This window comes from Amycolatopsis rhabdoformis (assembly GCF_035918295.1).
In the GTDB taxonomy this organism is placed as follows: Bacteria; Actinomycetota; Actinomycetes; order Mycobacteriales; family Pseudonocardiaceae; genus Amycolatopsis; species Amycolatopsis rhabdoformis.
Genome location: NZ_CP142149.1, coordinates 9,422,552 through 9,445,595, shown reverse-complemented (window position 1 = coordinate 9,445,595; position 23,044 = coordinate 9,422,552). Strand labels below are relative to the sequence as shown.

Here is a 23,044-nt window from a genome sequence, read left to right as displayed (position 1 = left end):
CTCAGACCTCCAGACGGGCAGCGGCCAGTACGGCGCCGCTGCGGACGAGTTCTTCGGCGGCCGCGATCTCGGGCGCCAGGTGCCGGTCGGGGCCGGGGCCCTCGACCTTCGTGCGGAGCAGGTCGCGCACCGCGCCGGTGACCGGTGACGGCGCCAGCGGCGCGCGGAAATCGAGCGCGCGGGCCGCGGTGAGCAGCTCGACCGCCAGGACCGTGGTCAGGCCGTCCACCGCCTTGCGCAGCTTCCGGGCCGCGGACCAGCCCATGGACACGTGGTCCTCCTGCATCGCGCTGCTCGGGATCGAGTCGACCGAGGCCGGCACCGCGAGCCGCTTGAGCTCGCTGACCACCGCGGCCTGGGTGTACTGCGCGATCATGTGGCCGGAGTCCACGCCCGGGTCGTGCGCGAGGAACGGCGGCAGCCCCGCCGAGCGCGCCTTGTCGAGCATCCGGTCGGTGCGCCGCTCGGCGATGCTGGCGACGTCGGCCACCGGGATCGCGAGGAAATCGAGCACGTACGCCACCGGCGCGCCGTGGAAGTTGCCGTTGGACTCGACGCGGCCGTCGGCCAGCACCACGGGGTTGTCCACCGCGGACCGCAGCTCGCGGTCGGCCACCAGCTCGGCGTGGGTGAGCGTGTCGCGCGCGGCGCCGTGCACCTGCGGGGCGCAGCGCAGCGAGTACGCGTCCTGCACGCGGTTGCAGTCGGGCCCGCGGTGGCTTTCGACGATCTTCGAGCCCTGCAGCGCCGCGAACATCCGCGCGGCGCTGGCGGCCTGGCCGGGGTGCGGCCGCAGCGCCTGCAGGTCGGCCGCGAAGGCTCGGTCGGTGCCCAGCAGCGCCTCGACGCTCATCGCCGCGGTGAGGTCGGCGACGTCGAGGAGGTTGTGCAGGTCGGCGGCCGCGAGCAGCAGCATGCCGAGCATGCCGTCGGTGCCGTTGGTGAGCGCCAGGCCTTCCTTCTCGGCGAGCACGACGGGCGTGATGCCGGCCGCCTTCAGCGCCTCGGCGGCGGGCTTGCGCGCACCTTCGTGGTCGACTTCGCCCTCGCCCATCAGCGCGAGCGCGATGGCCGCCAGCGGCGCCAGGTCACCCGAGCAGCCGAGTGAGCCGAACTCGTGCACGACCGGGGTGATCCCGGCGTTGAGCAGGGCCGCAAGCGTTTGCGCCGTCTCCGGCCGCACGCCGGTGTAACCACTGGCGAGCGTGCGCAGGCGCAGCAGCATCAGCGCGCGCACCACCTCCTCCTCCACCGCCGGCCCCGCGCCCGCGGCGTGCGAGCGGATGAGGCTGCGCTGCAGCGCGGTGCGGCTCTCCACGGGGATGTGGCGCGTCGCGAGCGCGCCGAAGCCCGTGGAGACGCCGTACGTCGGCGAGGTCGCGTGCGCGAGGTCCTCGATGTGCTGACGGGTGGCGGCGAGGTTCTTCTCGGCCGCTTCGGTGAGCCCGACGTGCGCCTTCCCGCGGACGACGTCGACGACGTCGGCCGAGGTCATCGGCTTCGAGCCCAAGAACACTGGTTCCGGCATGCCAGTCATTGAAACAACGATCAGCGGCCCGGCGGGAGTGCGGACTCGGCGGTAGCGTCTGGTATCCAAGACAGGGCGAGGTGAACGCTTTGCTGCCTGGCACGAGTGTCCCGTTCGTGCCACGTTCGAGGAAGGAGCCGGGCCATGCGAACGGTTTCGTGGGGCGACACCGGGTTCGTATACGGCGCGGGCTCCATCGGCGGCATCGGCGGCGCGGCGGCCACCCGCGGGCTCGGCCTCGATTCCACGGCCGGGCTGCGGCGCCTGGACGAGGCGTACGAGCTGGGGATCCGGGTGGTCGACACCGCCGACAGCTACGGCGGCGGCGAGAGCGAACGCACCGTCGGGCGCTGGCTCGCCGCCGAACCGCGGGCCGACGTCGTCGTGGTGACCAAGGTGGGCGGACTCGTGCGCCCCGGCCAGACCGGCGTCGACCTGTCCGGACCGCACGTCGCGCGTCAGCTGGCGGAGAGCGTCCGGCGACTGGGGCGCGTCGATCTCTACCTGTCCCACGCTCCCGATCCGCGCACGCCGCTCGAGGAGACGCTCACGGCGTTCGCGGCCGCCCAGGAAGCCGGCGTGATCCGGGGCTACGGCGTGTGCAACGTCGACGCCGCGCTGCTGGAGACCATCCTGGACACCGCCGCGGCCCGGGGCCTGCCCCGCCCGGTGTGCGTGCAGAACGGCCTCAGCCTGCTCGCCCGCGGCGACGAGGCGGACCTCTTGCCGCTGGTGGCAGCCGAGGGCCTCGGTTACCTGGCATTCTCCCCCTCGCCGGCGGCGTGCTCTCCGACCGCTACCTCGACGTCGCGGCACCGCCACCGGGCAGCCGCATCGCCACCGCCGGCGAGCGGTACTACCGAGGCAGCTACTCGGCGGACAACCTGGCCCGCGTCGCCCGGTTGCGCGACCTCGCGCGGGACAACGGGTTCAGCACGGCCGGGCTGGCTCTCGCCTGGCTGCGGGCACTGCCGGGGGTGAGTGCGCCGATCGTGTCGCCCAGCACCGAAGCCCAGTGGCAGGCCGTGCGCGAAGCCTGGGAACACAACCTCGACGACGGCGTTCTCGCCACGGTCTCGGACCTCTTCCGATGAGCAGCACCGACGTACCGGCGCTGCGCAACGGCCTCGCCGTCCTGCAACTGCTCGCGCGCCACGCCGGCCCGGTCTCCGCGGCGACCGTCGCGCGGGACCTGCACTTGCCGCGCTCGACGACGTACCACCTGCTCAACGAGCTGGTGGCCGCCGGGTTCGTCGCGCACCTGCCGGCCGAGCGCCGTTACGGGCTGGGCATCGCCGCGTTCGAGCTCGGGTCGGCGTATCTGCGCCACGACCCGCTCGAACGGCTGGCCGCGCCGCTGCTGCGCAAGCTCGTGGACCGCGTCGGGCACACCGCGCACCTCGGGGTGCTGCACGGCAACGAGTCGCTCTACCTGATCAAGGAACGCCCCGCGCGGCCCGAAACCCTGGTCACCGACGTCGGTGTGCGGCTGCCCGCGCAGCTCACCGCGTCGGGCCGGGCGATTCTCAACCACTTGCCCGGCGCCCACGTGCGCGCGCTGTTCCCCACGGCCGGGTCGTTCGTGCTGCGGACGCGGCGCGGGCCGGACTCGCTCGCGGCGCTGCGCCGGACGCTGGCAGCCGAGCGTCGCCTGGGCTGGTCGGTGGAGGACGGGCACGTGACCGACGGGTTCGCCTCCGTCGCGGCGCCGGTGTTCGACCACGGCGCCCGGCCCATGGCGTCGATTTCCGTGACGTTGCGCCACCTTTGTCCCGACGAAGGACCGTGCGGCGAGACGTTCCCGGAGTTCGCGGCGGCGGTCGCCGAGGCGGCGGCGCAGCTCACCAGCCGCATCGGCGGCACGGGACCGCAGTGAAAAGCCCGCTCCACCGGGTTGCGGTGAAGCGGGCTTTTTCCGGCTGATCAGCGGTGCGAAGAAAGCACCATCGCCGACGTGCCGCCTCGGCGGACGGGTTCACCGGCCGCGAGGATCCTGCCGCCCGGCTTGAACTCCAGCCCGGCCGCGACACCGATGGAGCTGACCTGTCCGAAGCTCTGGCCCAGTGCTTCGAGCCCCTTCGTGGTCGGCAGCGCCAGGAACGCCGGCTCCGCGTCGGACGTCTTCGCGTTGCGCTGCGACGCCCGCGGCGCGGAGATCGCGTCCGGCAGGTTCATGCCCAGGTCGAGGCGGTTGACCAGCACCTGCAGCACGGTGGTGATGATCGTGGCGCCGCCCGGCGAACCGACCGCGAGCACCGGCTTGCCGTCCTTCAGCACGATCGTCGGCGACATGCTCGAACGCGGACGCTTGCCACCGGCGGGCAGGTTGGGGTCGGGCGCGGTGCCCTGGGTGGGCGTGAAGTTGAAGTCGGTGAGCTCGTTGTTGAGCAGGAAACCGCGGCCGGACACGGTCATGCCGCTGCCGCCGAGCTGCTCGATCGTGTTGGTGTAGGACACGACGTTGCCCCACTTGTCGCTCACCACGAAGTGGTTGGTGTGCTGCTCGTTGCTGTCCGAGGACGCGGCCTGCGTGGTGGTGCAGCCGCCGCCGTGCGAGTACGGGTCACCGGGCGCGACCGGGCTCTGGCCCGCCTTGGCCGGGTCGATCTGGCACGCGCGCGTGGCCGCGAACTGCTTCGACAGCAGCTGCTGCTGCGGCACCTTCACGTACCGCGAGTCGCCGATGTAGCGGTTGCGGTCGGCGAACGCGAGCCGGCTGGCCTCGAGGTAGTGGTGCAGCGCCTGCGTGCGGTCCATCTTGGACAGGTTGTAGTTGCCGAGGATGTTCAGCGACTCCCCGACCGTGATGCCGCCGCTGGAGGACGGGGCCATGCCGTAGACGTCGTAGCCGCGGTAGTTCACGCGGGTCGGCGAGCCGTCGAGCGCGCGGTAGGCCCGCAGGTCCGACAGCTGCATCGGGCCGGACATCGGCTTGATCGGCGCGCCGTTCGCCACCGGCGGCTTCTGCACCGTCTTCACCAGGTCACGGCCGACGGAGCCACCGTAGAACGCGCCCGTGCCCTCGCGGCTGATCTGGCGGTAGGTGTCGGCGAGCTCCGGGTTGCGGAACACCGTGCCCACCTTCGGCGCCTCGCCGCCCGGCAGGAACAGCTTGGCACTCGGCGCGAAGTGCGACAGCTTGTCCTTCAGCGACGCCGTCTCGGAGCTGAACTCGGGGTTCACCACGAACCCGCGCTCGGCGACCTGCACGGCCGGCTTGAGGTTGTCGGCGAGGCTGAACTTGCCCCACCGCTGCAGCGCGCGCTGCCACGTGGCCAACATGCCGGGCACACCCACGGACCGGCCGCTCTCCACGGCGGTCTCGAAGTCGTAGGCCTTGCCGGTGGCCGGGTCCACGAACATGTCGACCTTGTCGGCCGCGGGCGTGGTCTCGCGCCCGTCGATCGTGGACACGCGCTTGGTCTTGGCGTCGTAGTAGACGAAGTAGCCACCCCCGCCCAGCCCCGCGACGTACGGATCGGTCACGCCCAGCGTCGAGGCCACCGCCACCGCCGCGTCGGCCGCCGTACCCCCCTTGCGCAACACGTCGATCCCGGCCTGACTCGACTCGACGGTGTCCGACACGACCGCCCCGCCGTACCCCTCGGCCACGGGCTGTTTGCTTGCTTGACCCCCGCTTTGGCCTCCACCCGAGGCTTCCGCCGCAGGCACCCCCGCAACCCCCACGACAGCCGCGACGGCCACCACACCCAGCATTCGACGACGGCGCATGGCACTCCCTCTCTCAGTCCACCAGGACCTTCCGGGACTCCCGACGAGGTACGGACCACCCGCCCCGCTCGCCGGTGAGCTTCGTGACCGGAGGTTTACCACCCGCCGGGCTCGCCCCGGAAGCGGACTTGAGGCGGATTTAGGGTGGTTGCTCCGGATGCCCACTCTGCTGCCGTTCGCGCATCCGCAATGAGCACCGGCCTCACACCGCTTGCGCAGCTGCCTCCTTGATGCCTTCAGCCAGCGCAGCAACAAGGTCCGAACCACGGACGACGTGAAGGTCATGGGCCAGCCGAGCCAGGACATCGTCGTCGCCGACGATGCCGAGCAGTACGGCGACGCCCTCTTGATCAAGCAGGCCAGGCAGGTGTGAACCGAGAAGCCAGGCGCCTGTGAGCTGCGGGTCGAAGCCGTTGCGCTCGAAGACTTCGAGTTCCTCGTCGTACATTCGATCCAGGTACGGGCCGGACGAGTACCAGCCGATCATCGTCGCGAGGTCGATGGCGTCGCGAGTGGTCGTGAGACGTCGGTCCCACCAGGTCAGGAGCTTGAGCAGAGCCAAGGCCGGCACTGCCGGAACCTTGATGACGAGCCCCTGGGGCAGGCGCACCTGCTCGGCCGACGCCACGGCTTCGCTCAACCCGCGGACATTCAGCCGGTGGTCGTCGGGCCACAGGATGGTCCGGTCAGCGTCCTCGATGCCGCCATAGGGCAGCACATCGACCTCGACGCCCTCCACGAGGAACGAGTGGAGGCTTCGGCCCCGCCGGTCCCATCGGCTCACGAACCGTTCGAAGTCGTCCCAGGTACCCATCGCGGCGGCGATGTCGATGTCCCGGGTGGCCCGTTCCGGCGGGCCGCCGACCAGCCCGATCGACAGGATCGTGCGTGCTGTCGCCCCGACCACGAGGTAGTCGACTGCCTCGGCCCGGGCGATCGCATCCACGCGAGCCAGCACTTTCGTGGCGAGGAGGAGCTCAGGTTCGGTCGATGCGCTTAAGTCGATCATCACCACTCCTGATCCGGTCGCCGTGCTCACGCTGGCGGGGATCGCCGGACGCCAACAGATCCGCGTAGATCAAGGGGGCCGGCACGATCCAGGATTCCGGCACCGGTGCCTGCCAGAATCGAGTCCGGACGTGCACGTTTGCGTCGTTTTCCGCGCGAGCGAGACGGTGGCGGCCGATGAGCTGCACCGGCAGCCGGTCGGCGTAGAGCGTGAGCGAGGCCGGCCGCAGGTGCGGGTCGAGGAGACTCGCTGCCGCTTCCCCGCCGAGCTGCACCCCGAGGGAGAGCAGCTCGTCTTCGGCTTTGCGCCACCACGAAAGGTCAGGCGCCACGAATTCGCCGAGGGCGAGCGAGGAGTCCAAGGTGATCGAGTAGGCCTCCGACCAACGATCGAGCAGTTCGGCTCCGTTGGCGAGCCGCCGCTCGCCCCGAGCCTCGTACAGGTAGCCGGCGCTGGTGAGCTGATCGATCACCGTCTTGACCGTGCCGAGCGAAACACCACTGGTCTCGGCCAATCGGCGGTACGGAAAGTCGATCGCCGCCGGCCAGCTGAGCAGGGCGAACAGAACTTGAAGGCCGGCCCGGCCGAACGCCCCCGCGCCGCGCGACGAGGTTCGTCCGGCCGGCTTGGCGGGTTTGCGACGGCCCCGGACGTCGATCAGGACGTCGTCCCAAGCGAGGTGGGCATTTCCCGCGGTGTCCACGTAGTCGATCCCCCGTGCCCGCAGCACCTCGGCGACAGTTTCGCCGACGTGCACGGTGAACAGCAGCGTCGGAAGCCCCGGCGGCAAATGGACCGCCGTAGCCAGCTCCGCCGTCATCCGCTGCTTGATCTCGACACCATACGTGCGAGCAGCACCGGATCTCGTCGACAGCTTCAGGAGACCGTCCACCTGACGCCCGCGCCGGCCGGGCTCTCGTACTTCAGCGCCCAGCTCTTCGACCAGAATCCCCAACTCCTCCAGCCGCGCGCACACCTCCGCGGGCCAGCCCCCCGCGTTCAGCGAGTCCCCATGTTCATTCAAATTGAACATGCCAACATTCTGAACGCACCCCCACCTCCCCCGCAACCACACCCACCCACCGCACCACCTGCACGACTCACCAGCCGCACCAACCCCCACAACTCAACTCACCACGGATGGGGGTCCAGGGGGCGCAGCCCCTTGGCGGGGGTTTGGGGGTCCGACCCCCAAATGAACGCCCGAACACAAGAAACCGGCTCACGCTCTCCGTGAGCATGAGCCGGCCATTCTTGTGGAGGTGCCGGGAATTGAACCCGGGTCCTCTAGCGTCTTGACAGGGCTTCTCCGTGTGCAGTCCACTATGTCGCTACTTGGCCCCTTCAGTCACGTGAACAAGCTGAAGTGACGAGCCCAGCCACTGTTTGCTTCCCAACCAGGCCCCGCGGCCGGGACTGGCGGTAAGCCTCCTAGCTGATGCCGGCTACCGGGTCGGAGGCGATCCCGGGCCGACAGACTCACTCTGCTACTTAGGCAGCAAGAGCGAAGTCGCGCTGGCTATTGGCCTTGGCGCTTATTGGTTTGCGATGACGCTTGCGGTGGTCTCTCGCCTGCACCGACACGCTTCCCCTGACTCAACGTCCAGAGTCGAAACCGTTCACCCCCTAGTAGGTGCTACATAACCTGACCATCATAACGCGTCCGGCAACCCGGTTGATTCCCCCGGGCCCGACCACCGGGCCGACCACCGGGCCGACGCCGGGCCCACGACCAACCGACCCCGGGGTGGGGCCAGCCCCACCCCCGACATGCCCGCGCACCCCATTCTGGTGAGCCTCCGCGAAAGACAAGCTGAGCAGGTCGTTCGCCGAAGAAGGAGCCCCGCCATGGTCACCGTGTCCCCCGCGAAGAGGCGCCACCCGCCGTTCGGTCGGGCGCTGGCGTTTCTGCTGCTCAACCTGCCGTTGGGCATCCTGTCGTTCGTGCTCATCACGGTGCTGCTCTCGGCCGGCGCGGGCACGCTCGTGGTGTGGGTGGGGGTGCCGTTGCTGGCGTTCCTGGTGCTGCTGACGCGCGGCGCCGGGAGGATGGAGCGGGCGCGCGTGTTCGCGCTGCTGGACACGTACGTGGACAGCCCGTACCTGCCGTTGCCGCCGGAGGGGCAGCGCGCCCGCTGGACCACGCGGCTGAAGGACGGCGCCACCTGGCGGGACCTCAGCTACTTCTTCCTGCTCTTCCCCCTCGGCCTCGCCGAGTTCGTGCTGGTAGTGACGTTCTGGGCGACAAGCCTGAGCCTGGTCGCGCTGCCGATCTACTACCGTTTCCTGCCCGAGGGCGCCTGGTTCTTCCCGGGCTACGATGTGCGGTGGATCACCGTCGACTCGGCGGTGTCCGCGCTGCCGTGGGCGGCGCTGGGGGTGCTGTTCGCCGCCCTGTCCGTGGCGTTGACCAGGGGCCTGGCGGCGCTGCACGGCGGGCTCGCCGTGGCTCTGCTGCGGCCCACCGTGTCCCAGCGCCGGCGCATGGAGCGCTCGTGGGAACAACTCGACGGGATGAGCGCGGTGACCGGATGACCACGGAGCAGCAGCTGCCGGAGCATCCCCGGCCGAATCCCGCACGCACGATCGTCTACATGATCACGAGCTTCGTGTTCCGCCTGGTCCAGTTCATCCTCATCGTGGTGGGCGCGACGGTGGGCATCGGCACCGTGGTGGTCTGGGTCGGGTTCCCGATCCTGCTGGCGACCACGGCGTTCGTCCGCTGGTCCGGGGACATGGAGCGCCGGTGGGCGCGCCGGATGCTGCGCACGCCGCTCACCACCGTCGAGCGGCTGCCGCTCGAGGGCCAGTCGCTCACGCGCCGCTGGCTCACCCGGCTCACCGACCCCACGACGTGGCGTGACCTCGCGTACCTGATGATCGCGTTCCCGCTGGCCTGCGCGGAGCTGCCGGTGGCCATCGCGTCGATCGTGCTGCTGCCGATGGCCATCTGGGTCACGCCGTGGCTCGGCTGGCTCCACGGCAACCTCGCGATGTCGCTGCTGGGCCCGAACCGCACGAAGAAGCTCGAGGCCAAGGCCGAGCACCTGCAGGCCTCGCGGGCCCGGGGCGTCGACGCGGCCGAGGCCGAGCGCCGGCGCATCGAGCGCGACCTGCACGACGGCGCGCAGCAGCGGCTCGTCGCCGTCGCCATGAGCCTCGGGCGGGCGAAGTCGAAGTTCGACAACGACCCCGCCGCCGTGCGCGACCTCATCGACGAGGCCCACGCCGACGCCAAGCTCGCCGTGTCCGAGCTGCGTGACCTCGCCCGCGGCATCTACCCCGCCGTGCTCGGCGACCGCGGGCTCGACGCGGCGCTCTCGGCCCAGGCCGCGAAGTCGCCGATCCCGGTCGACGTGAGCGTGGCCGTGGAGCCGCGTCCGCCGGCCGCGGTGGAGACCACTGCGTACTTCATTGTCGGCGAGACGCTCACCAACATCGCCAAGCACTCCGGCTCCACGGAGGCGATCGTGAAGGTGTGGCGCAGCGAAACGCACGTGATCGTGGAGATCACCGACAACGGCCACGGTGGCGCCGAGGTGCGCCCCGGCGGCGGCCTGGCGGGCCTGGCCGATCGCGCCGCGACCATCGACGGCGTGATCACCGTGGTCAGCCCCGTCGGCGGGCCGACGGTGATCCGCGCGGACCTGCCGTGCCAATGGTGACCCGTTCGTGAGTGAATAGCCCCGGAGCTTTTCTCTCACGAGCCTGGGGGCCTGATGCGAGTAGTGATCGCCGAAGACGCCGTGCTGCTGAGGGCGGGCGTCACGCGCCTGCTCGCCGACGAGGGCATCGAGACCGTCGCCGCCGTCGACAACGGTGACGACCTGCTCGGTGCCGTCACCGAGCACCGGCCCGACCTCGCGATCGTCGACGTGCGCATGCCGCCCACGTTCACCGACGAAGGCCTGCGCGCCGCCCTCGCCGCGCGAAACGCGGTGCCCGGCCTGCCCGTGCTGGTTCTTTCGCAGTACGTCGAGGAGAGCTACGCGGTGGAACTGCTCTCCGGCGGCGCCGGCGGGGTCGGTTACCTGCTCAAGGAACGCGTGGCCGACGTCGCCGACTTCCTCGACGCCGTGCGCCGCGTCGCGAATGGCGGTACCGCGATCGACCCGGACGTGATCGCGCAGCTGATGGCCCGCGGCCGGCGCAACCCGCTCGACGCGCTCACCGCGCGCGAATCGGAGGTACTGGGCCTGATGGCACAAGGGTTGTCGAACACGGCGATCGCCAACTCGCTCGTGGTTTCCCACGGCGCCGTGGAAAAACACATCGGCAACATCTTCTCCAAGCTCGGTCTCGAAGCCAGCTCGGAAGAACACCGGCGCGTCCGAGCGGTGCTCACCTACCTGGGCCGCTGAGCTTTTCGTCACCCGTTCTGGCGGCAGCACGCGGGCGAGGCCCTCAATTACCATGGACCGATGTCCGGTGAGGAGTTTCCGATGACCGACCGCAGCGTCCGCTTCTTCGGCGGGCCGCTCGACGGCCGGGTGCAGGAGCTCGCCGAGGAGGAACCGGTGCCGGGCACGATCGTGCGCCACATCCACCTCCACGGCGGCCCGAAGATCGAGACGCTCTACGAGCTCGGCCTGACCGAAAACGGCTGGGAGTACCGCGTGAGCACCACCACGCACCCGGAGCCCACGCACTCCGAACCCGAGTCCGACGGCCTGAGGTAGGGACAACCCCCGCATCGACCACGGGCTGGCCGGAGCACGAACTCGGCGGCTCACCCCGCTGTCTCGAAAGCCCGCACCGACCAGCCTTACAGGCATGACAACGAGCCTGCTGCGGGTCAGCACCGCGACCGGAAAACCCGGCCGTGACAAGTTCCTCGACGTGGTCCGGGCAGGCGCGATCCTGGCCGTGATCGCCCAGCACTGGGTGATGCCGGTGCTCTCCTACTCCCACGGCACGCTGGCGACGGGCAACGCGCTCGCCACGCCCGGCTGGTGGGCTGTTACCTGGCTTTCGCAGGTGATGCCCCTGGTGTTCTTCGCCGGCGGCGCCGCCAACCTGATTTCCCTGCGCCGCGCGGAATCCGCCCGCGCGTGGCTCGCCGCCCGCGTGCGCCGCCTGCTGGTGCCGGTGCTCCCGCTGCTGGCCGTGTGGCTCGTGGTGCCGGATCTGCTGCAGGGCCTGGGAATTCCGGCGCAGCCGCTGCAGGTGGCGAGCTCGATCGCCGCACAGCTGCTGTGGTTCCTGTCGGTCTACCTGCTCACGGTGCTGCTCACGCCGCTGATGGTCGCGGCGCACCGCCGTTGGGGCCTGTGGGTGCCGCTGGTGATGGCGGTGGCCGGCGCGCTCGTCGACGTCGCCCGCTTCGCGGACCTGGGCCTCATCGGCTACGTGAACGCGGTGTTCGTGTGGGTCGCGGTGCACCAGCTCGGCTTCGCCTACGTGGAGGGCCGGCTCGGGGAGCTGACCCGCCGCGGTGCGCTCGCGCTGTCCGCTGCCGGGTTCGCTGTCACGGCGCTGCTGGTCGCGTTCGGCCCCTATCCCGCCAGCATGATCGGCATGCCGGGCGCGCCCGTGTCGAACATGAGCCCGCCCACCGTGCTGCTGCTGTTCCTGGCCGTGGGTCAGCTGGGCCTGCTGCTGGCGTTCCGGCCGCAGCTCACCGCCTTGGCCGCCCGACCGGGTGTCGGTGGTGCGCTGAGCTGGATCGGCGCGCGGTTCATGAGCGTGTACCTCTGGCACATGCCGGCCCTGATCGTGGTCTCCGGCGTGACGGTGCTCGGCCTCGGTTACGCGACGCCGGCGCCCGGTTCGGTGCTGTGGCTCGTGATGGCGCCCGCGTGGTTCGCGCTGTGCGGGGCGGTGCTGCTCGTGCTGCTGCGACTGTTCTCCCCCTTCGAGACGCAGCGAGACGACCTGGTGGTGACCGCGCGGACGCCGCAGCTCGTGCTGGCCGGGCTGCTCGCGTCCGGCGGCCTGCTCGGCCTGGCCGCGCACGGGTTCCAGCCGCTGAGCGAAGGCTTCGCCACCGGCCCGATCCCCTGGGTCGCGCTGCTGGCGGCCGGGTTCGCGCTCGCCGGCCGCCAGGTGTCGCTGACGCCGCTGCTCAGCCGGGCCGTGGCGATCACCGAGGCGGCGAAGGTCAAACGCTGAGCAGCTTCGCGGGGGTGTCGTGCAGCACGGCCCGCAGGAACGGCTCACCCAGGCGATCGTCGGCCGCCCAGCCGGCGATCGCCTGCAGCTGCGTGGCGTAGGAGTACGGGATGTTCGGGAAGTCGGTGCCCAGCACCACGCGGTCGGCGAACTCCGCCAGCCGGTCGGTCCAGTCGGCCGGCAGCGGCGACATCTTCTGCGAGAACGGCACGCCGACCATGGTGGTGTCAATGTGCACCCGCGGGAAGCGCGCCATCAGCTCGAACGCGGTGGTGAACTCCGGCATCGCCGCGTGGGCCAGCACCGCCGTGAGGTCCGGGTGCCGCTCCAGCACCTCGGAGAACACGGCCAGCCCCGTGAAATCGCCCTTCAGCGGGCCGTGTCCACAGTGGACGACAACCGGCACGCCGGCATCGGCCAGCGCGCCCCACACCGGCTTCAGCAGGTCGTCTCGCGGGTCGTACGCCCCCACCTGCACGTGGGCCTTGAAGCACCGCGCGCCGGCCCGCAGCGTGGCGTCCACTGAGGACGCGGCGGCCGGCTCGGGGTAGAAGGTGCCCGTGGGCACGGCTTCAGGCACGTTCGCGGCGAACTCCAGCGCCCACGACGTGAGCCACTCCGCCATGCCGGGCTTGTGCGGGTACACCAGCGGCGCGAACTGCTTCACGCCCAGCTCGCGCAGCGTGGTGAGACGCTCCTGCTCCGCCGTGCGGTAGTGCACCGGCCAGTCGGTGCCGTAGTGCGCCCGAGCCTGGTCGAAGTAGGCCCAGACCTTGTCCATCACCGGCTTCGGCAGGAAGTGCACGTGGAGGTCGACGAGTCCGTCGAGACCGAGGGACGCGGTCCACCGAGCGACGTCGGCGTCCGTGGCGGGGCCGTGGGTCACTCCGTGAACCGGCCCTTCAGCGCGCGGCCCATGGCCTTGCTGATGTCGCGCTCGGCGTCACGCTTGGCCAGCGTCTGGCGCTTGTCGTAGGCCTTCTTGCCCTTGGCCAGCGCGATCTCGACCTTGACCTTGCCGTCCTTGAAGTACATCGACAGCGGCACGAGCGAGAGACCGCTCTCCTTCGTCTTGCCGATGAGCTTCTCGATCTCGCTGCGGTGCAGCAGCAGCTTGCGCGTGCGCCGCGGCGTGTGGTTGGTCCAGGTGCCCTGCGTGTACTCCGGGATGTGCACGTTGCGCAGCCACACCTCGCCGTCGTCCACGGTCGCGAACGCGTCGGCGAGCGAGGCCTTGCCATCCCGAAGGCTCTTCACCTCCGTGCCCTGGAGCACCAGTCCTGCTTCGTAGGTGTCCAGGATGGAGTAGTCGTGCCGAGCCTTGCGGTTCGACGCGATGACCTTCTGTCCACGTTCCTTGGGCATGAGGTCAACTCTACGTGGTTTTGCCCACGGGAGCCGACAGGGTTTCTCCCCGCTGCCGCGCTGGTCAGGACACCGCGGTGAGCCACCGATCCGGCACGGCGGCCGCGTCGGCCAGGATGCTGCCGCGCAGGCTGAGCAGCCGCGGCGAAGGGGCCACGCCTAGCTCGCCCTCCAGCGTCGTGCGCAGGTCGCGGTAGGCCCGCAGCGCGTCGGCCCGGCGGTCGCAACGGCGCAGCACCTCGATCAGGCTGGCGTGCAGGCCCTCGTCGTACGGGTGATGGGCCACGAGCTCGCGCAGCGCCGGCAGCAGCTCCTCGTGACGGCCCAGCGCCAGCTCCGCGTCCACGGACACCCGCACGGTCTGCCGGTGCAGCTCGTCGAGCCGGCGCGCGTGGCCTTCGAGCCGCCGGCCCAGCGGCACGCCGGCCAGCGCCGAACCCCGCCACAGCGCCAGGCCCGACCGGGCCGCGGCCGCCGCGTCGGCAGACTGCCCCGCGGCCAGCAACATCCGGGCGCGGGCGGCCAGCTGCTCGAACCGCAGCGCGTCCACCTGCTCGGGCGCGACGTCGAGCACGTAGCCGCTCGGCTCGGTGCGCACCAGCTCCGCGCCGGGCGCGCCGAGGCCGGTCAGCAGCCGGCGCAGGTGGTAGACGTGCGTGCGCAGCGTGCCGATCGCCCGCGCCGGCGCGCTGCCGGGCCACAGCTCGTCGACCAGCGCTTCGGTGTCCACGCTGCGTCCGGCCGCGAGTGCGAGCAGTGACAGGATCTTGGTGATCTGCGGTCCGCGCACCGCGTGGGCGCCGGCGTCGGTTCGAAACCGCAGTGCACCCAACAGGTCAAAACGCACATTCTGTGACAACACGAACACTCCCCAGACCCCCGGGACGCACGGGAAACCCCGGCGCCGCAACCGATCGAAGCACGATTGCGCGCGGCCGGGGGCCGGGGTGGCCCGCAAGGCGCACGCACTGCGTCTAAAGACGTGTGTGCGCCGGGTCACCATGACCCGGAAAGCGGCTGTCAAGCCCCCTGCTTTTCTGCTAGGAATTGGGTAGTCTTTTTCGTGCGGCGATGATGCCGCGCACATCCGAAGACCCGCGGCCAAGGGGGCTGGCCGCCTGGGCACCGGATCGTCGCAGGTCCACGGAATCCACGCACTGGCGCGGATTCCGTACTCGTGAGACTGAAGAACTGGGGGGTTCTCATTTTCGATTCGCCATGTGTCGGTGAGCGGCTATCCGCGATTATTCCAAAAATCGTGGAGCGCTACCGGCAGAACCTGGAAGCGGCGGGCAACCCGCTGGGAACAACGCCCGAACTGTGGGCCGAATCGCGCACGCACGCCACGCTGATCCTCGAAGGCTGCGCGCGCGTGCTCGACCTGAAACCGGATCGCACCACCCGGCGCGACCTGGAGGAAGACCTGCTGGCCGCGTCGGTGGTCGGCGGTCTCTGGGCCTGCTGCAAGGCCCGGCTCACCGATTCGCTGAGCGCGATGGAGGCGCTCGAACGCGAGACCCTCGACGCCGTCGTGGAGCTCACCGCGGAGCTGCCGGCCGCCGACCGGGCCGCGGTGATCGCCCGGTCGGCCCGGGTGATCACGTTCATCGGCTCCCTGCACTCGCAGACCGCGGCGCTGAGCTACGACGCGTTCCTGCTGCAGCAGATCGAGCGGGCCAACTCCGACGACCGGGCCCGTCTCGCCCGTGACATCCACGACCGGCTCGGCAACAGCCTCGTGCTGGCGATGCGTCACCTCGAGCTGTACCGGGCCAAGACGGCCGGCGACGAGCCGACCGCGAACCACCCGGCGGCCCACCACCTCGCCGTGGTGCAGGAGTCGCTCGCGGAGATCGGCGGCTTCACCCGAGGGCTCGTGTCCGGGCTGCGCGCCGAAGCGCCGCTCACGAACCTGGCCGAGGCGCTCACCGACTGCGCGGCCGCGCTCAACCTGCGTGACCTGCCGGTGACGATCTCCGTGCACGGCGACGAGACCTGGCTGCCCGAGCACCACCGAGACGAGCTCTTCCTGGTGGTGCGCGAGTTCCTGCGCAACTCCTTCGCGCACGCGGAGCCGGACGCCATCTCGGTACGCGTGCGGATCAGCCCCGGACGGGCCGACGTCGAGGCGTTCGACGACGGCCGCGGGTTCGCTTTCGACGAACGGCGGTGGGCAGCGGCGCACACCGGGCGCGAGCGCGGCACCGGACTTTCGGTGATGCGCGAACGCATCGAGCACCTCGGCGGCGGGTTCTCGCTGTCCACCAGGCTCGGCAAGGGCACGCGGATCCGTCTGTGGATCCCCTTGCCCGCCCGCGCCGACGCGGCACCCGCGCCCCGCACCCCGCTGCTGGTGACGGTGCCCCTTTCCGGATCCGTGTGAAGGGATTCCGACCGATGAACCCGATCCGCATCCTCATCGCCGACGACCACACGCTGCTGCGCACCGCACTCGCCGAACTGCTGGCGAGCGAGGCCGATCTCGACGTGGTCGCGGTCGCCGGCAGCGCGGGCGAGGCGGTGCGCCAGGCCACCGAGCACCGCCCGCACGTGGTGCTGCTCGACATCGAGATGCCCGGCAACGACCACCCGCCGAGCACCGTGCGCGCACTGCAGAAGGCCGTGCCGGGCGTACGCGTGCTCATCCTCACGATGCACGACGGCAATGCACTCGTGCAGTCGCTGCTTCCCTTGGGGATCAGCGGGTTCCTGCACAAGACCGTCACGCACGAAGCACTGTCGGCGGCCGTGCGCAGCGCCTGCGCCGCGGGCAGCCCGGTCACGGTTTCGCTCTCGGCAAGCAAGCTGCTCACGCCCGCGCCGGCGGAGACCGGACCGCTTTCGCCGCGGGAGACCGAGGTCGTGGAGCTGGCGTCCCACGGCCTCAGCAACTACCAGATCGCGCGCCGGCTCGCGATCGTCGAGGGCACGGTGAAGCGGCACATGCGCAGCATCTTCGACAAGCTCGAAGCCCGTTCGCGCGTGGAGGCGGCGAACAAGGCCGTGGAGCTGGGCCTGATCTCGCCGCCAGTGCCGGCGCCGCGGCGGCTCGCGGTCGCCGGCGCCGGGCGTCACAGGCCCATGCCGATCCCGCCGCCGACCGGCAGCACGGCGCCGGTGATGTAACTCGCCTGCTCGCTCGCCAGGAACCGCACCGCCGCGGCCACCTCGTCGACGGTGCCGGGTCGGCCGAGCGGGGTCATGCGCATGGTGTCGGCCATCCGGCGCTCGGACAGCGCCTGGGTCATGTCCGTGTCGATGATGCCGGGCGCGACCACGTTCACGGTGATCTGGCGCGAACCCAGCTCCCAGGCCAGCGACCGCGCGAAGCCGAGCAGCGCGGTTTTCGTGGCCGCGTAGTTGGTCTGGCCGGGCGAGCCGAGGAACCCGAGCGCCGAGGACAGCAGCACGATGCGGCCGCGGCGGGCGGCGAGCATGCCGCTCGCCGCGGCCCGCACCGTGCGGAACACACCGCGCAGGTTCGTGTCGAGGACTTCGTCGAACGCCTTGTCGTCCATCCGCAGCAGCAACGTGTCGCGGGTGATGCCGGCGTTCGCCACGAGCACCTCGACCGGGCCCTGCTCGGCGGCGATGCGCTCGAACGCCGCGTCGACCGAGCTCTGGTCGGTGACTTCGCACGGCACACCGAACAGGTCCTCGGGCGGCTCGCCGCTGCGGTAGCCGACGGCGACGTGGTCACCGTCGGCGGCCAGCGCGCGGGCCACGGCGAGCCCGATGCCGCGGGTGGCGCCGGTGACGAAAACGGAGCGGGGCATGGTTTTCCTTCCCAGGACTAAACGGCTTGCACGACGAGGCAGGACCAGGTGAACCCGGCGCCGGCGCTGAACACGAGCGCGAGCTCACCGGGGGCGAGCAGTTCGCGGACCTCGGCGAGCCCGGCCGCCGCGTCACCGGCACCGAGGTGCCCGGTCGTGCGGCCGAGGTCGAGCGGCTCCGCGCCGACGCTCGCGTGCAGCACCGGCAGCCACGATTCGGCCAGCGTCTTGGCGCCGAACCGCGGCAGCACCGCGTAGCGCAAGTTCTTTTCGTACGGCCCGAATCCTGCGTCACGCAACGCGGCTTCGGTGACCGCGCGGATGCGGTTTTCGTTGGTGCGCGCGAAGTTTTCACTGCCGTGCTCACGCAGGTATGCGCGTTTGGTCGCCCGCATGTCCACGTGCGCGCGGGCGGCCGGTGCGAACGGATCGGTGCCCCGGTGCATTTCTTCCAGCTCCGGCGCGGCGACCGTGGCGATCGAGCGCAGCAGCAGCCGATCGGCCGGATCCGGTTGCGTGCGAAGGAGAACCGCGGTGCCGGCGTCGCCGTAGGCCACGCCGTAGTCGGCCGCCCAGCGATCGAACCCGGGGCCGGCGAACCGGTCCCCCGTGGTGACCAAGCCCAGCCGGCCGGGGGAATCGGCGAGCAAGCGCGCGACCGTGAGCTCGATCGCGGCGGCGCCACCGTTGCACACCTGCTGCACCCCGACGGGCAACGCGTCGACCGCACCCGTTTTCCTGGCCACGTAATGGGCCGGCGACCACAGGTCGTGGCCCTGGTAGTACATCCACGCGTGCGCCACCACGGCGAACGTCGCCGGATCGGCGTTCGCTTCCTTCGCCGCCGCGAGCGCCGCCGCCACCGCCAGGTCCGGCGGAGCTTCCTCCGCGGCCGGCACCGACTCGTGGCCGAGGTCCGCGGCCTGCCGCGCACGCAGCCGCCCGGCCTCGACCGCCTCGGCCGCAACGGAAATCCCCGTCGGAAGCCACACCTCGGCCGCGGCGATCGCCACCGGTTCCCTGATCCGCATCGCGCCACCACCCTTTCGCCGGACCGGCTCGACGAGAACAGCATTCCCGCCGGAGATGGAAACGAGATCAAAGTTGTGCCAAAACCGCTGTCACTTTGGGAGTGCTTGTCGGCGGGCGCGCGGCGGTATTTGATGCTGGGGTGCGGATGTGGCGACGAAGCCCCCGCCGATTCGAGTGGCACCGTCCACAGGAGAACACCACACCAGGGGAGAACCGATGACCGACGCCGTCATTTCCGAAAAGCTGCGCGAAGACGTGAAGCAGATCATCTCCGAGGTGCTCGAGGTCGAGCCCGCCGAGCTGAGCGAGGACGGCAGCTTCGAAAACGACTACGACGCCGACTCGCTGCTCGTGATCGAGATGTTCGCGCGGTTCGAGCGCTCGCTCGGCGTGAAGATCCCGCAGGACGAGATGATCGAGCTCGACACGCTGCCCGCGGCCTACGCCCTCGTGGCGCGCCACAGCGCCGGGGAGCCGGTCAGTGCCTGAGCGGGCCGGCCGCCGGGTCGTCGTGACCGGGCTCGGGGCGGTGAGCAGCCTCGGCCTCGGTGCCGGGGCGCTCATCGCCGCGCTGCGCGAAGGCCGCAGCGGGATCGGGCCCATCGGCCAGTTCGACGCGACCGGGTTCGAGCACGTGCTCGCCGGTGAGGTGCGCGGCTTCGACGCCGACGAGCACTTCCACCGCACGGATCCGCGCCGCTGGGGCCGGTCCGGCCAGTTCGCCGGCGCGGCCGCGCGGATGGCGGTGGCCGACGCCGGCGTCGACCCGATGGCGCTGCGCGAAATCCGCACGGCGAGCGTATTCGGGACCACCAACGGTGAGTCGCAAGTGCTCGAACAGCTGGCCGCCGGCTTGGTCGGTGACGGCGTGGCCGCGGCCTCGCCGGAGCTGGCCGGGCGCGCCGACGCCGGACGCATCGCCACCGCCGTGGCGGCCGAACTCGGCCTCGGCGGCGAAACGCTCACGCTCGGCACGGCGTGCGCCGCGGGCAACTACGCCCTCGGCTACGCCTTCGACCTGCTGCGCCGCGGCGAGGCCGACGCGGCGCTGTGCGGCGGCGCCGACGCGTCCAACCGCGCGACGCACGCCGGCTTCCACCGGCTGGGCGCGCTCGCCGAGGACGTGCCCCGGCCGTTCGACGCGAACCGCGACGGCATCGTCACGGCCGAGGGTGGCGTCGCGCTTCTCCTGGAGCCGCTGGAAACCGCGGTCGAGCGCGGCGCGCGGATCTACGCCGAGGTACTCGGGTACGGCATCACGTGCGACGCGGTGCACATGACCAACCCGCACGCGCCGTCGATCGCCGAGTGCATCCGGCTCGCGCACCAGGACGCCGGCGTGAAGCCCGAGGAGATCGACTACGTCTGCGCCCACGGCACCGGCACGCACGCCAACGACTCGACCGAGATCGCGGCGCTGCGCGAGGTGTTCGGCGCGAACCTGCCGCCGGTCAGCTCCGTCAAGTCGATGCTCGGCCACACCATGGGCGCGGCTTCGGGCTTCGGCGCGCTCGTGTCGTGCGCGGCGGTGCACGAAGGTTTCCTGCCGCCCAACGTGACGCTGCGCACGGCCGACCCTGAACTCGGCCCGGGTGTGGACCTCGTGCCCACCGCGCGCGACGCCGAGGTGCGGATCGTGCAGAACCACGGGTTCGCGTTCGGCGGCAACAACGCCATCACGCTGTTCGGAAAGGTGACCGACCGATGACCGCCGCCACCGCCGTCCGCCCGGATCCGACCACAGGGGTGTCCACTGTCGACATCGTCGGGTGCGGGGTGTTCAGCGCGGCCGGCCGCGGGCTCGCGCCGCTGGCGGAGGCGTTCGCGCTCCCGCCCGCGGGCGTACCCGAGCCCACCGCCGAGCCGGGCTGGCCCGCGTTGCCGACCCGGCCGTTGCCGGGCTTCGACCCGGCGGCGCTGCTCGGGCGCAAGGGCCTGAGCCGGCTCACGCGCACCGACCAGCTGGTGCTGGCCGCCGTCGCCGACGCACTGGAGGACGTCGGAGACGGCACCCGTCCGGCCGAATCCGACAGCGTCGGACCCGGCCCGGCCGAGTCCGGCATCGTCACCGGCACGGCGCTCGGCAGCCCCAACGCCGTGCTCGCGTTCCTGCGCGACACGTTCGAGCAAGCCAGCCCGTACCTGGTGAACCCGTCGCACTTCCCCGGCACGCTGATGAACTCCGCCGCCGGCAAAGCGGCCATCCGCCACGGGCTGACCGGGCTCAACGCCACCGTCTCCGGCGGAGCGATGGCCTCGCTCAACGCCCTGCGCTACGCCCGCACTGCCCTGCTCGAAGGCCGCGCCCGGCGCCTCTTCACCGGCGGCACCGAGGAACTGTCCTCGACCGGCGCGTGGGCCTGGCACCGCGGCCGCGCACTCGCCGCCGGCACCGCACTGGCGGAAGGCTGCGCCGTGTTCACACTCGACGCCGGCAGCTCGGCCCGCGTGCTCGGCCGCATCCACACCGTCACCACCGGGTTCGCCGATCCGGTCGACGGCCTCGGCGGGGTCTCGGCCCGGCTCGCGGCGACCGTCCGCGAAGCACTCACCACGGCCGGCCTCACGCCGGACGACGTGACGCTCGTGGTGCCCGGCTCGTCGGGCCGTCGCGGGTGGGCCGCGGTCGAGGAACGCGGCCTGCGCGAGGTGTTCGGCGCCGGCCCACGGCTGCGCACTCACCGGGTACTCGGCGAAACGCACTCCGCGGGCGTCGCGCTCAACCTCGCCACGGTGCTCGCCGGCTGGCGCTACCCGTGGCAGACCACCGGCCTCGGCCGCGTCGCCGTGCTGACCTCGGCGGGCTTCGACGGATCCGTCGGCTGTCTCGTCGTCACGCACCCCTGAACCGGGAAGGAACCATGGACACCACGCTTTCCCCCGCTCCGCCGGAGCTGGGTTACGACCAGACCGTGCCACGGGGGCTCGTGCACCGCTGGTCGCTCTCCGAGGTCTTCCTGACCGGCTACGCGGGGATCGACGGCACCGTCTTCGCCTGCGCCGCGCAGCTGCCGCTTTCGCACTCGTACTTCCGCGACCACCCCGAGCAGCGCGAGTGGTACGACCCGCTCAACGTGCTCGAGGCCGCGCGCCAGGCGGTGACGTACGCGGCCCACGTGAACCAGGGCGTGCCGCGCGACACCACGTTCATGGTCACCGCGTGGTCGCTGGAGATCATCGACGCCGCCGCTCTCGCGTGCGCCGAACGCCCCGGTGAGCTGCGCATCGACGGCACGGTGACCGACCGGCGCGAGCGCGGCGGCAGCGTGCGGCTGCTGGCGTTCGCGATGGACCTCTCGCTCGGCGGACAGCGCCTGGGCCGGCTCACGATGGACGTCGGCTGCACGCCCACCGACCAGTACCACCTGCTGCGGCGGATGCAGCGCGGCACCGAGGTGCCGACGGCGTTCGGGCTGCCGGCCGAAGCCGCGGGCACGCCGGTGCCCCCGCACGAGGTCGGCCGGCTCGACCCGGTCAACGCCGTGCTCGATGACGTGGTGCGCGCCGGCGACGAGCTCACGGCGGTGCTGAGCCCGCGCACGTTCGCCAACCGCAGCATGTACGACCATCCGTACGACCACGTCCCGGCCATGGTGCTGAGCGAAGCCGCCCGCCAGTGCGCGCTGCTGCTCTCGGCCGACGGCACTTGGCCGCGGCGCGTGCTGCGGCTCGACGGGCAGTTCCGCAAGTTCGCGGAGCTCGACGCGCCGGTCACGCTCGCCGCGGCCCCGGCCGGCCCGGCGCGCGCGTACCGGCTGATCGCGCAGCAGGGCGACGCGACCGTCGCCGAGATCGATCTCGTCCTGGGCTGAGGAGGCCATGGTGCACAAGAAACCGATCGCGTTCTTCGACGTCGACGAGACGTTGATCTCGATCAAGAGCATGTTCGACTTCTACGACTACTTCCTCGCCGCCGTGGGCCACAGCGCCGAGGAGCAGCACCGCCTGCAGGCCGCCGCCCGCGACCTGCTGCGGCCCGGCTTGCCGCGCGTGCAAGGCAATCGGCTGTTCTACCAACGCTTCGCCGGGTACAAAGTGGACGAGGTCGCCGGCATCGGCCGCGAGTGGTTCGCCGCGCACCTCGACCGCGGCGGCCTGTTCCACACCGACGTGCTCGACGCGCTGCGGGCGCACACGGCGGCCGGCACCACCACGGTGCTGCTGTCCGGCTCGTTCCCCGCGTGCCTCGATCCGGTGCGCGAGCACGCGGGCGCCGACCTCGCGATGAGCACGCAGCTCGAAGTGCGCGACGGCGTGTACACCGGCGAGGTCACGCGCACGATGATCGGCGACGCCAAAGCGACCATCGCGTCCGAGCTCATCGCTCGCGCTGGCGTGGCCGCGGCCGATTGCCACGCGTACGGCGACCACGTCTCCGACCTCGGGCTGCTGCGGTTGGTCGGGCACCCGGTGGCCGTGGGGACCAACGCCGAGGTGCTGGCCGTCGCCGAGGAGGCGGGCTGGGCGCGCCTGCCGGGAACGCCGGGCTGA

At 71.3% G+C, this 23,044-nt stretch carries 22 protein-coding genes, 1 other RNA gene and 1 pseudogene; 14 read left to right on the top strand and 10 right to left on the bottom strand.

Going from position 1 to position 23,044, the window contains the following annotated elements; genetic code table 11:
- Position 1: 1 nt before the first annotated feature.
- Positions 2-1,528: a histidine ammonia-lyase gene (hutH, locus tag VSH64_RS43985; protein ID WP_326568640.1), complete on the bottom strand. Its 1,527-nt coding sequence runs from the start codon at positions 1,526-1,528 to the stop codon at positions 2-4.
- Between the two features lie 144 nt (positions 1,529-1,672).
- Here hutH and VSH64_RS48585 point away from each other — a divergent pair.
- Positions 1,673-2,622: pseudogene (locus VSH64_RS48585) on the top strand (aldo/keto reductase).
- Positions 2,619-3,404 carry an IclR family transcriptional regulator gene (locus VSH64_RS43970; protein ID WP_326568639.1) on the top strand — a complete coding sequence of 262 codons (786 nt, stop codon included), beginning with the start codon at positions 2,619-2,621 and terminating at the stop codon, positions 3,402-3,404. The pseudogene VSH64_RS48585 and the gene VSH64_RS43970 overlap by 4 nt, the downstream one beginning before the upstream one ends.
- A 47-nt stretch (positions 3,405-3,451) precedes the next feature.
- On the opposite strand, the gene ggt is transcribed toward VSH64_RS43970, so the two are convergent.
- From ggt to ssrA, 4 genes are all read right to left on the bottom strand, one after another.
- Positions 3,452-5,260, bottom strand: a complete 1,809-nt coding sequence (ggt, locus tag VSH64_RS43965) for a gamma-glutamyltransferase (protein ID WP_326568638.1) — start codon at positions 5,258-5,260, stop codon at positions 3,452-3,454.
- A 202-nt stretch (positions 5,261-5,462) separates the two neighbouring features.
- Entirely contained in the window at positions 5,463-6,269 is an 807-nt protein-coding gene (locus VSH64_RS43960; protein WP_326568637.1) for a nucleotidyl transferase AbiEii/AbiGii toxin family protein, read from the bottom strand.
- A complete protein-coding gene (locus VSH64_RS43955; protein ID WP_326568636.1) occupies positions 6,238-7,245 on the bottom strand; it encodes a type IV toxin-antitoxin system AbiEi family antitoxin in 1,008 nt (335 codons plus the stop codon). The genes VSH64_RS43960 and VSH64_RS43955 overlap by 32 nt, the downstream gene beginning before the upstream one ends.
- A 278-nt stretch (positions 7,246-7,523) precedes the next feature.
- Positions 7,524-7,896, bottom strand: a transfer-messenger RNA (tmRNA) gene (ssrA, locus tag VSH64_RS43950).
- Between the two features lie 221 nt (positions 7,897-8,117).
- Between ssrA and VSH64_RS43945 the strand changes: the two genes are divergently transcribed.
- The 5 genes from VSH64_RS43945 to VSH64_RS43925 all read left to right on the top strand — a co-directional run bounded on the left by VSH64_RS43945 (position 8,118) and on the right by VSH64_RS43925 (position 12,380).
- Entirely contained in the window at positions 8,118-8,804 is a 687-nt protein-coding gene (locus VSH64_RS43945; protein WP_326568635.1) for a sensor domain-containing protein, read from the top strand.
- Positions 8,801-9,934 carry a sensor histidine kinase gene (locus tag VSH64_RS43940; RefSeq protein ID WP_326568634.1) on the top strand — a complete coding sequence of 378 codons (1,134 nt, stop codon included), beginning with the start codon at positions 8,801-8,803 and terminating at the stop codon, positions 9,932-9,934. The genes VSH64_RS43945 and VSH64_RS43940 overlap by 4 nt, the downstream gene beginning before the upstream one ends.
- A 54-nt stretch (positions 9,935-9,988) precedes the next feature.
- Positions 9,989-10,630, top strand: a complete 642-nt coding sequence (locus VSH64_RS43935; RefSeq protein ID WP_326568633.1) for a response regulator transcription factor — start codon at positions 9,989-9,991, stop codon at positions 10,628-10,630.
- A gap of 81 nt (positions 10,631-10,711) precedes the next feature.
- Positions 10,712-10,948, top strand: a complete 237-nt coding sequence (locus VSH64_RS43930) for a hypothetical protein (RefSeq protein WP_326568632.1) — start codon at positions 10,712-10,714, stop codon at positions 10,946-10,948.
- A gap of 94 nt (positions 10,949-11,042) precedes the next feature.
- On the top strand, positions 11,043-12,380 hold the full coding sequence (locus tag VSH64_RS43925) for an acyltransferase family protein (protein ID WP_326568631.1): 1,338 nt from the start codon (positions 11,043-11,045) through the stop codon (positions 12,378-12,380).
- Here VSH64_RS43925 and VSH64_RS43920 read toward each other — a convergent pair.
- From VSH64_RS43920 to VSH64_RS43910, 3 genes are all read right to left on the bottom strand, one after another.
- Complete coding sequence (locus VSH64_RS43920) at positions 12,370-13,266, bottom strand: amidohydrolase family protein (RefSeq protein ID WP_326568630.1); 897 nt, start codon at positions 13,264-13,266, stop codon at positions 12,370-12,372. The two genes, VSH64_RS43925 and VSH64_RS43920, sit on opposite strands and share 11 nt — an antisense overlap.
- The gene (gene smpB / locus VSH64_RS43915) at positions 13,263-13,745 is read right to left on the bottom strand and encodes an SsrA-binding protein SmpB (RefSeq protein ID WP_091620480.1); all 483 of its coding nucleotides are present in this window, start codon (positions 13,743-13,745) and stop codon (positions 13,263-13,265) included. The genes VSH64_RS43920 and smpB overlap by 4 nt, the downstream gene beginning before the upstream one ends.
- 64 nt (positions 13,746-13,809) lie before the next feature.
- Positions 13,810-14,607, bottom strand: a complete 798-nt coding sequence (locus VSH64_RS43910; protein ID WP_326568629.1) for an AfsR/SARP family transcriptional regulator — start codon at positions 14,605-14,607, stop codon at positions 13,810-13,812.
- A 396-nt stretch (positions 14,608-15,003) separates the two neighbouring features.
- Here VSH64_RS43910 and VSH64_RS43905 point away from each other — a divergent pair, with 396 nt between their 5' ends.
- Positions 15,004-16,128 (top strand): sensor histidine kinase, encoded by a 1,125-nt coding sequence (locus VSH64_RS43905; RefSeq protein WP_326568628.1) that lies wholly within the window; start codon positions 15,004-15,006, stop codon positions 16,126-16,128.
- A 14-nt stretch (positions 16,129-16,142) separates the two neighbouring features.
- Positions 16,143-16,871 (top strand): response regulator transcription factor, encoded by a 729-nt coding sequence (locus VSH64_RS43900; RefSeq protein ID WP_326568627.1) that lies wholly within the window; start codon positions 16,143-16,145, stop codon positions 16,869-16,871.
- Here the strand turns inward: VSH64_RS43900 and fabG are convergent.
- Together fabG and VSH64_RS43890 are read right to left on the bottom strand one after the other, a co-directional pair.
- Positions 16,817-17,521 carry a 3-oxoacyl-ACP reductase FabG gene (gene fabG, locus VSH64_RS43895; protein WP_326568626.1) on the bottom strand — a complete coding sequence of 235 codons (705 nt, stop codon included), beginning with the start codon at positions 17,519-17,521 and terminating at the stop codon, positions 16,817-16,819. The two genes, VSH64_RS43900 and fabG, sit on opposite strands and share 55 nt — an antisense overlap.
- A gap of 17 nt (positions 17,522-17,538) precedes the next feature.
- Complete coding sequence (locus VSH64_RS43890) at positions 17,539-18,552, bottom strand: beta-ketoacyl-[acyl-carrier-protein] synthase family protein (protein WP_326568625.1); 1,014 nt, start codon at positions 18,550-18,552, stop codon at positions 17,539-17,541.
- A gap of 217 nt (positions 18,553-18,769) precedes the next feature.
- Between VSH64_RS43890 and VSH64_RS43885 the strand changes: the two genes are divergently transcribed.
- From VSH64_RS43885 to VSH64_RS43865, 5 genes are read left to right on the top strand one after another with little or no spacing between them, the layout of a single operon-like run.
- The gene (locus VSH64_RS43885) at positions 18,770-19,042 is read left to right on the top strand and encodes an acyl carrier protein (protein ID WP_326568624.1); all 273 of its coding nucleotides are present in this window, start codon (positions 18,770-18,772) and stop codon (positions 19,040-19,042) included.
- Positions 19,035-20,261, top strand: coding sequence for a beta-ketoacyl-[acyl-carrier-protein] synthase family protein (locus VSH64_RS43880; protein WP_326568623.1), 1,227 nt, complete (start codon positions 19,035-19,037; stop codon positions 20,259-20,261). Before VSH64_RS43885 ends, VSH64_RS43880 begins: the two co-directional genes overlap by 8 nt.
- On the top strand, positions 20,258-21,400 hold the full coding sequence (locus VSH64_RS43875; RefSeq protein ID WP_326568622.1) for a beta-ketoacyl synthase N-terminal-like domain-containing protein: 1,143 nt from the start codon (positions 20,258-20,260) through the stop codon (positions 21,398-21,400). Before VSH64_RS43880 ends, VSH64_RS43875 begins: the two co-directional genes overlap by 4 nt.
- A 14-nt stretch (positions 21,401-21,414) precedes the next feature.
- Entirely contained in the window at positions 21,415-22,365 is a 951-nt protein-coding gene (locus VSH64_RS43870) for an AfsA-related hotdog domain-containing protein (RefSeq protein WP_326568621.1), read from the top strand.
- 7 nt (positions 22,366-22,372) lie between these two features.
- Positions 22,373-23,044, top strand: coding sequence for an HAD family hydrolase (locus VSH64_RS43865; protein ID WP_326568620.1), 672 nt, complete (start codon positions 22,373-22,375; stop codon positions 23,042-23,044).

Bases quoted from the DNA above. Each gene is read 5' to 3' on its own strand.
- hutH (WP_326568640.1), bottom strand. From the start codon at position 1,528: ATGCCGGAACCAGTGTTCTTGGGCTCGAAGCCGATGACCTCGGCCGAC.
- VSH64_RS43970 (WP_326568639.1), top strand. From the start codon at position 2,619: ATGAGCAGCACCGACGTACCGGCGCTGCGCAACGGCCTCGCCGTCCTG.
- ggt (WP_326568638.1), bottom strand. From the start codon at position 5,260: ATGCGCCGTCGTCGAATGCTGGGTGTGGTGGCCGTCGCGGCTGTCGTG.
- VSH64_RS43960 (WP_326568637.1), bottom strand. From the start codon at position 6,269: ATGATCGACTTAAGCGCATCGACCGAACCTGAGCTCCTCCTCGCCACG.
- VSH64_RS43945 (WP_326568635.1), top strand. From the start codon at position 8,118: ATGGTCACCGTGTCCCCCGCGAAGAGGCGCCACCCGCCGTTCGGTCGG.
- VSH64_RS43940 (WP_326568634.1), top strand. From the start codon at position 8,801: ATGACCACGGAGCAGCAGCTGCCGGAGCATCCCCGGCCGAATCCCGCA.
- VSH64_RS43935 (WP_326568633.1), top strand. From the start codon at position 9,989: ATGCGAGTAGTGATCGCCGAAGACGCCGTGCTGCTGAGGGCGGGCGTC.
- VSH64_RS43930 (WP_326568632.1), top strand. From the start codon at position 10,712: ATGACCGACCGCAGCGTCCGCTTCTTCGGCGGGCCGCTCGACGGCCGG.
- VSH64_RS43925 (WP_326568631.1), top strand. From the start codon at position 11,043: ATGACAACGAGCCTGCTGCGGGTCAGCACCGCGACCGGAAAACCCGGC.
- smpB (WP_091620480.1), bottom strand. From the start codon at position 13,745: ATGCCCAAGGAACGTGGACAGAAGGTCATCGCGTCGAACCGCAAGGCT.
- VSH64_RS43900 (WP_326568627.1), top strand. From the start codon at position 16,143: ATGAACCCGATCCGCATCCTCATCGCCGACGACCACACGCTGCTGCGC.
- fabG (WP_326568626.1), bottom strand. From the start codon at position 17,521: ATGCCCCGCTCCGTTTTCGTCACCGGCGCCACCCGCGGCATCGGGCTC.
- VSH64_RS43890 (WP_326568625.1), bottom strand. From the start codon at position 18,552: ATGCGGATCAGGGAACCGGTGGCGATCGCCGCGGCCGAGGTGTGGCTT.
- VSH64_RS43885 (WP_326568624.1), top strand. From the start codon at position 18,770: ATGACCGACGCCGTCATTTCCGAAAAGCTGCGCGAAGACGTGAAGCAG.
- VSH64_RS43875 (WP_326568622.1), top strand. From the start codon at position 20,258: ATGACCGCCGCCACCGCCGTCCGCCCGGATCCGACCACAGGGGTGTCC.
- VSH64_RS43870 (WP_326568621.1), top strand. From the start codon at position 21,415: ATGGACACCACGCTTTCCCCCGCTCCGCCGGAGCTGGGTTACGACCAG.
- VSH64_RS43865 (WP_326568620.1), top strand. From the start codon at position 22,373: ATGGTGCACAAGAAACCGATCGCGTTCTTCGACGTCGACGAGACGTTG.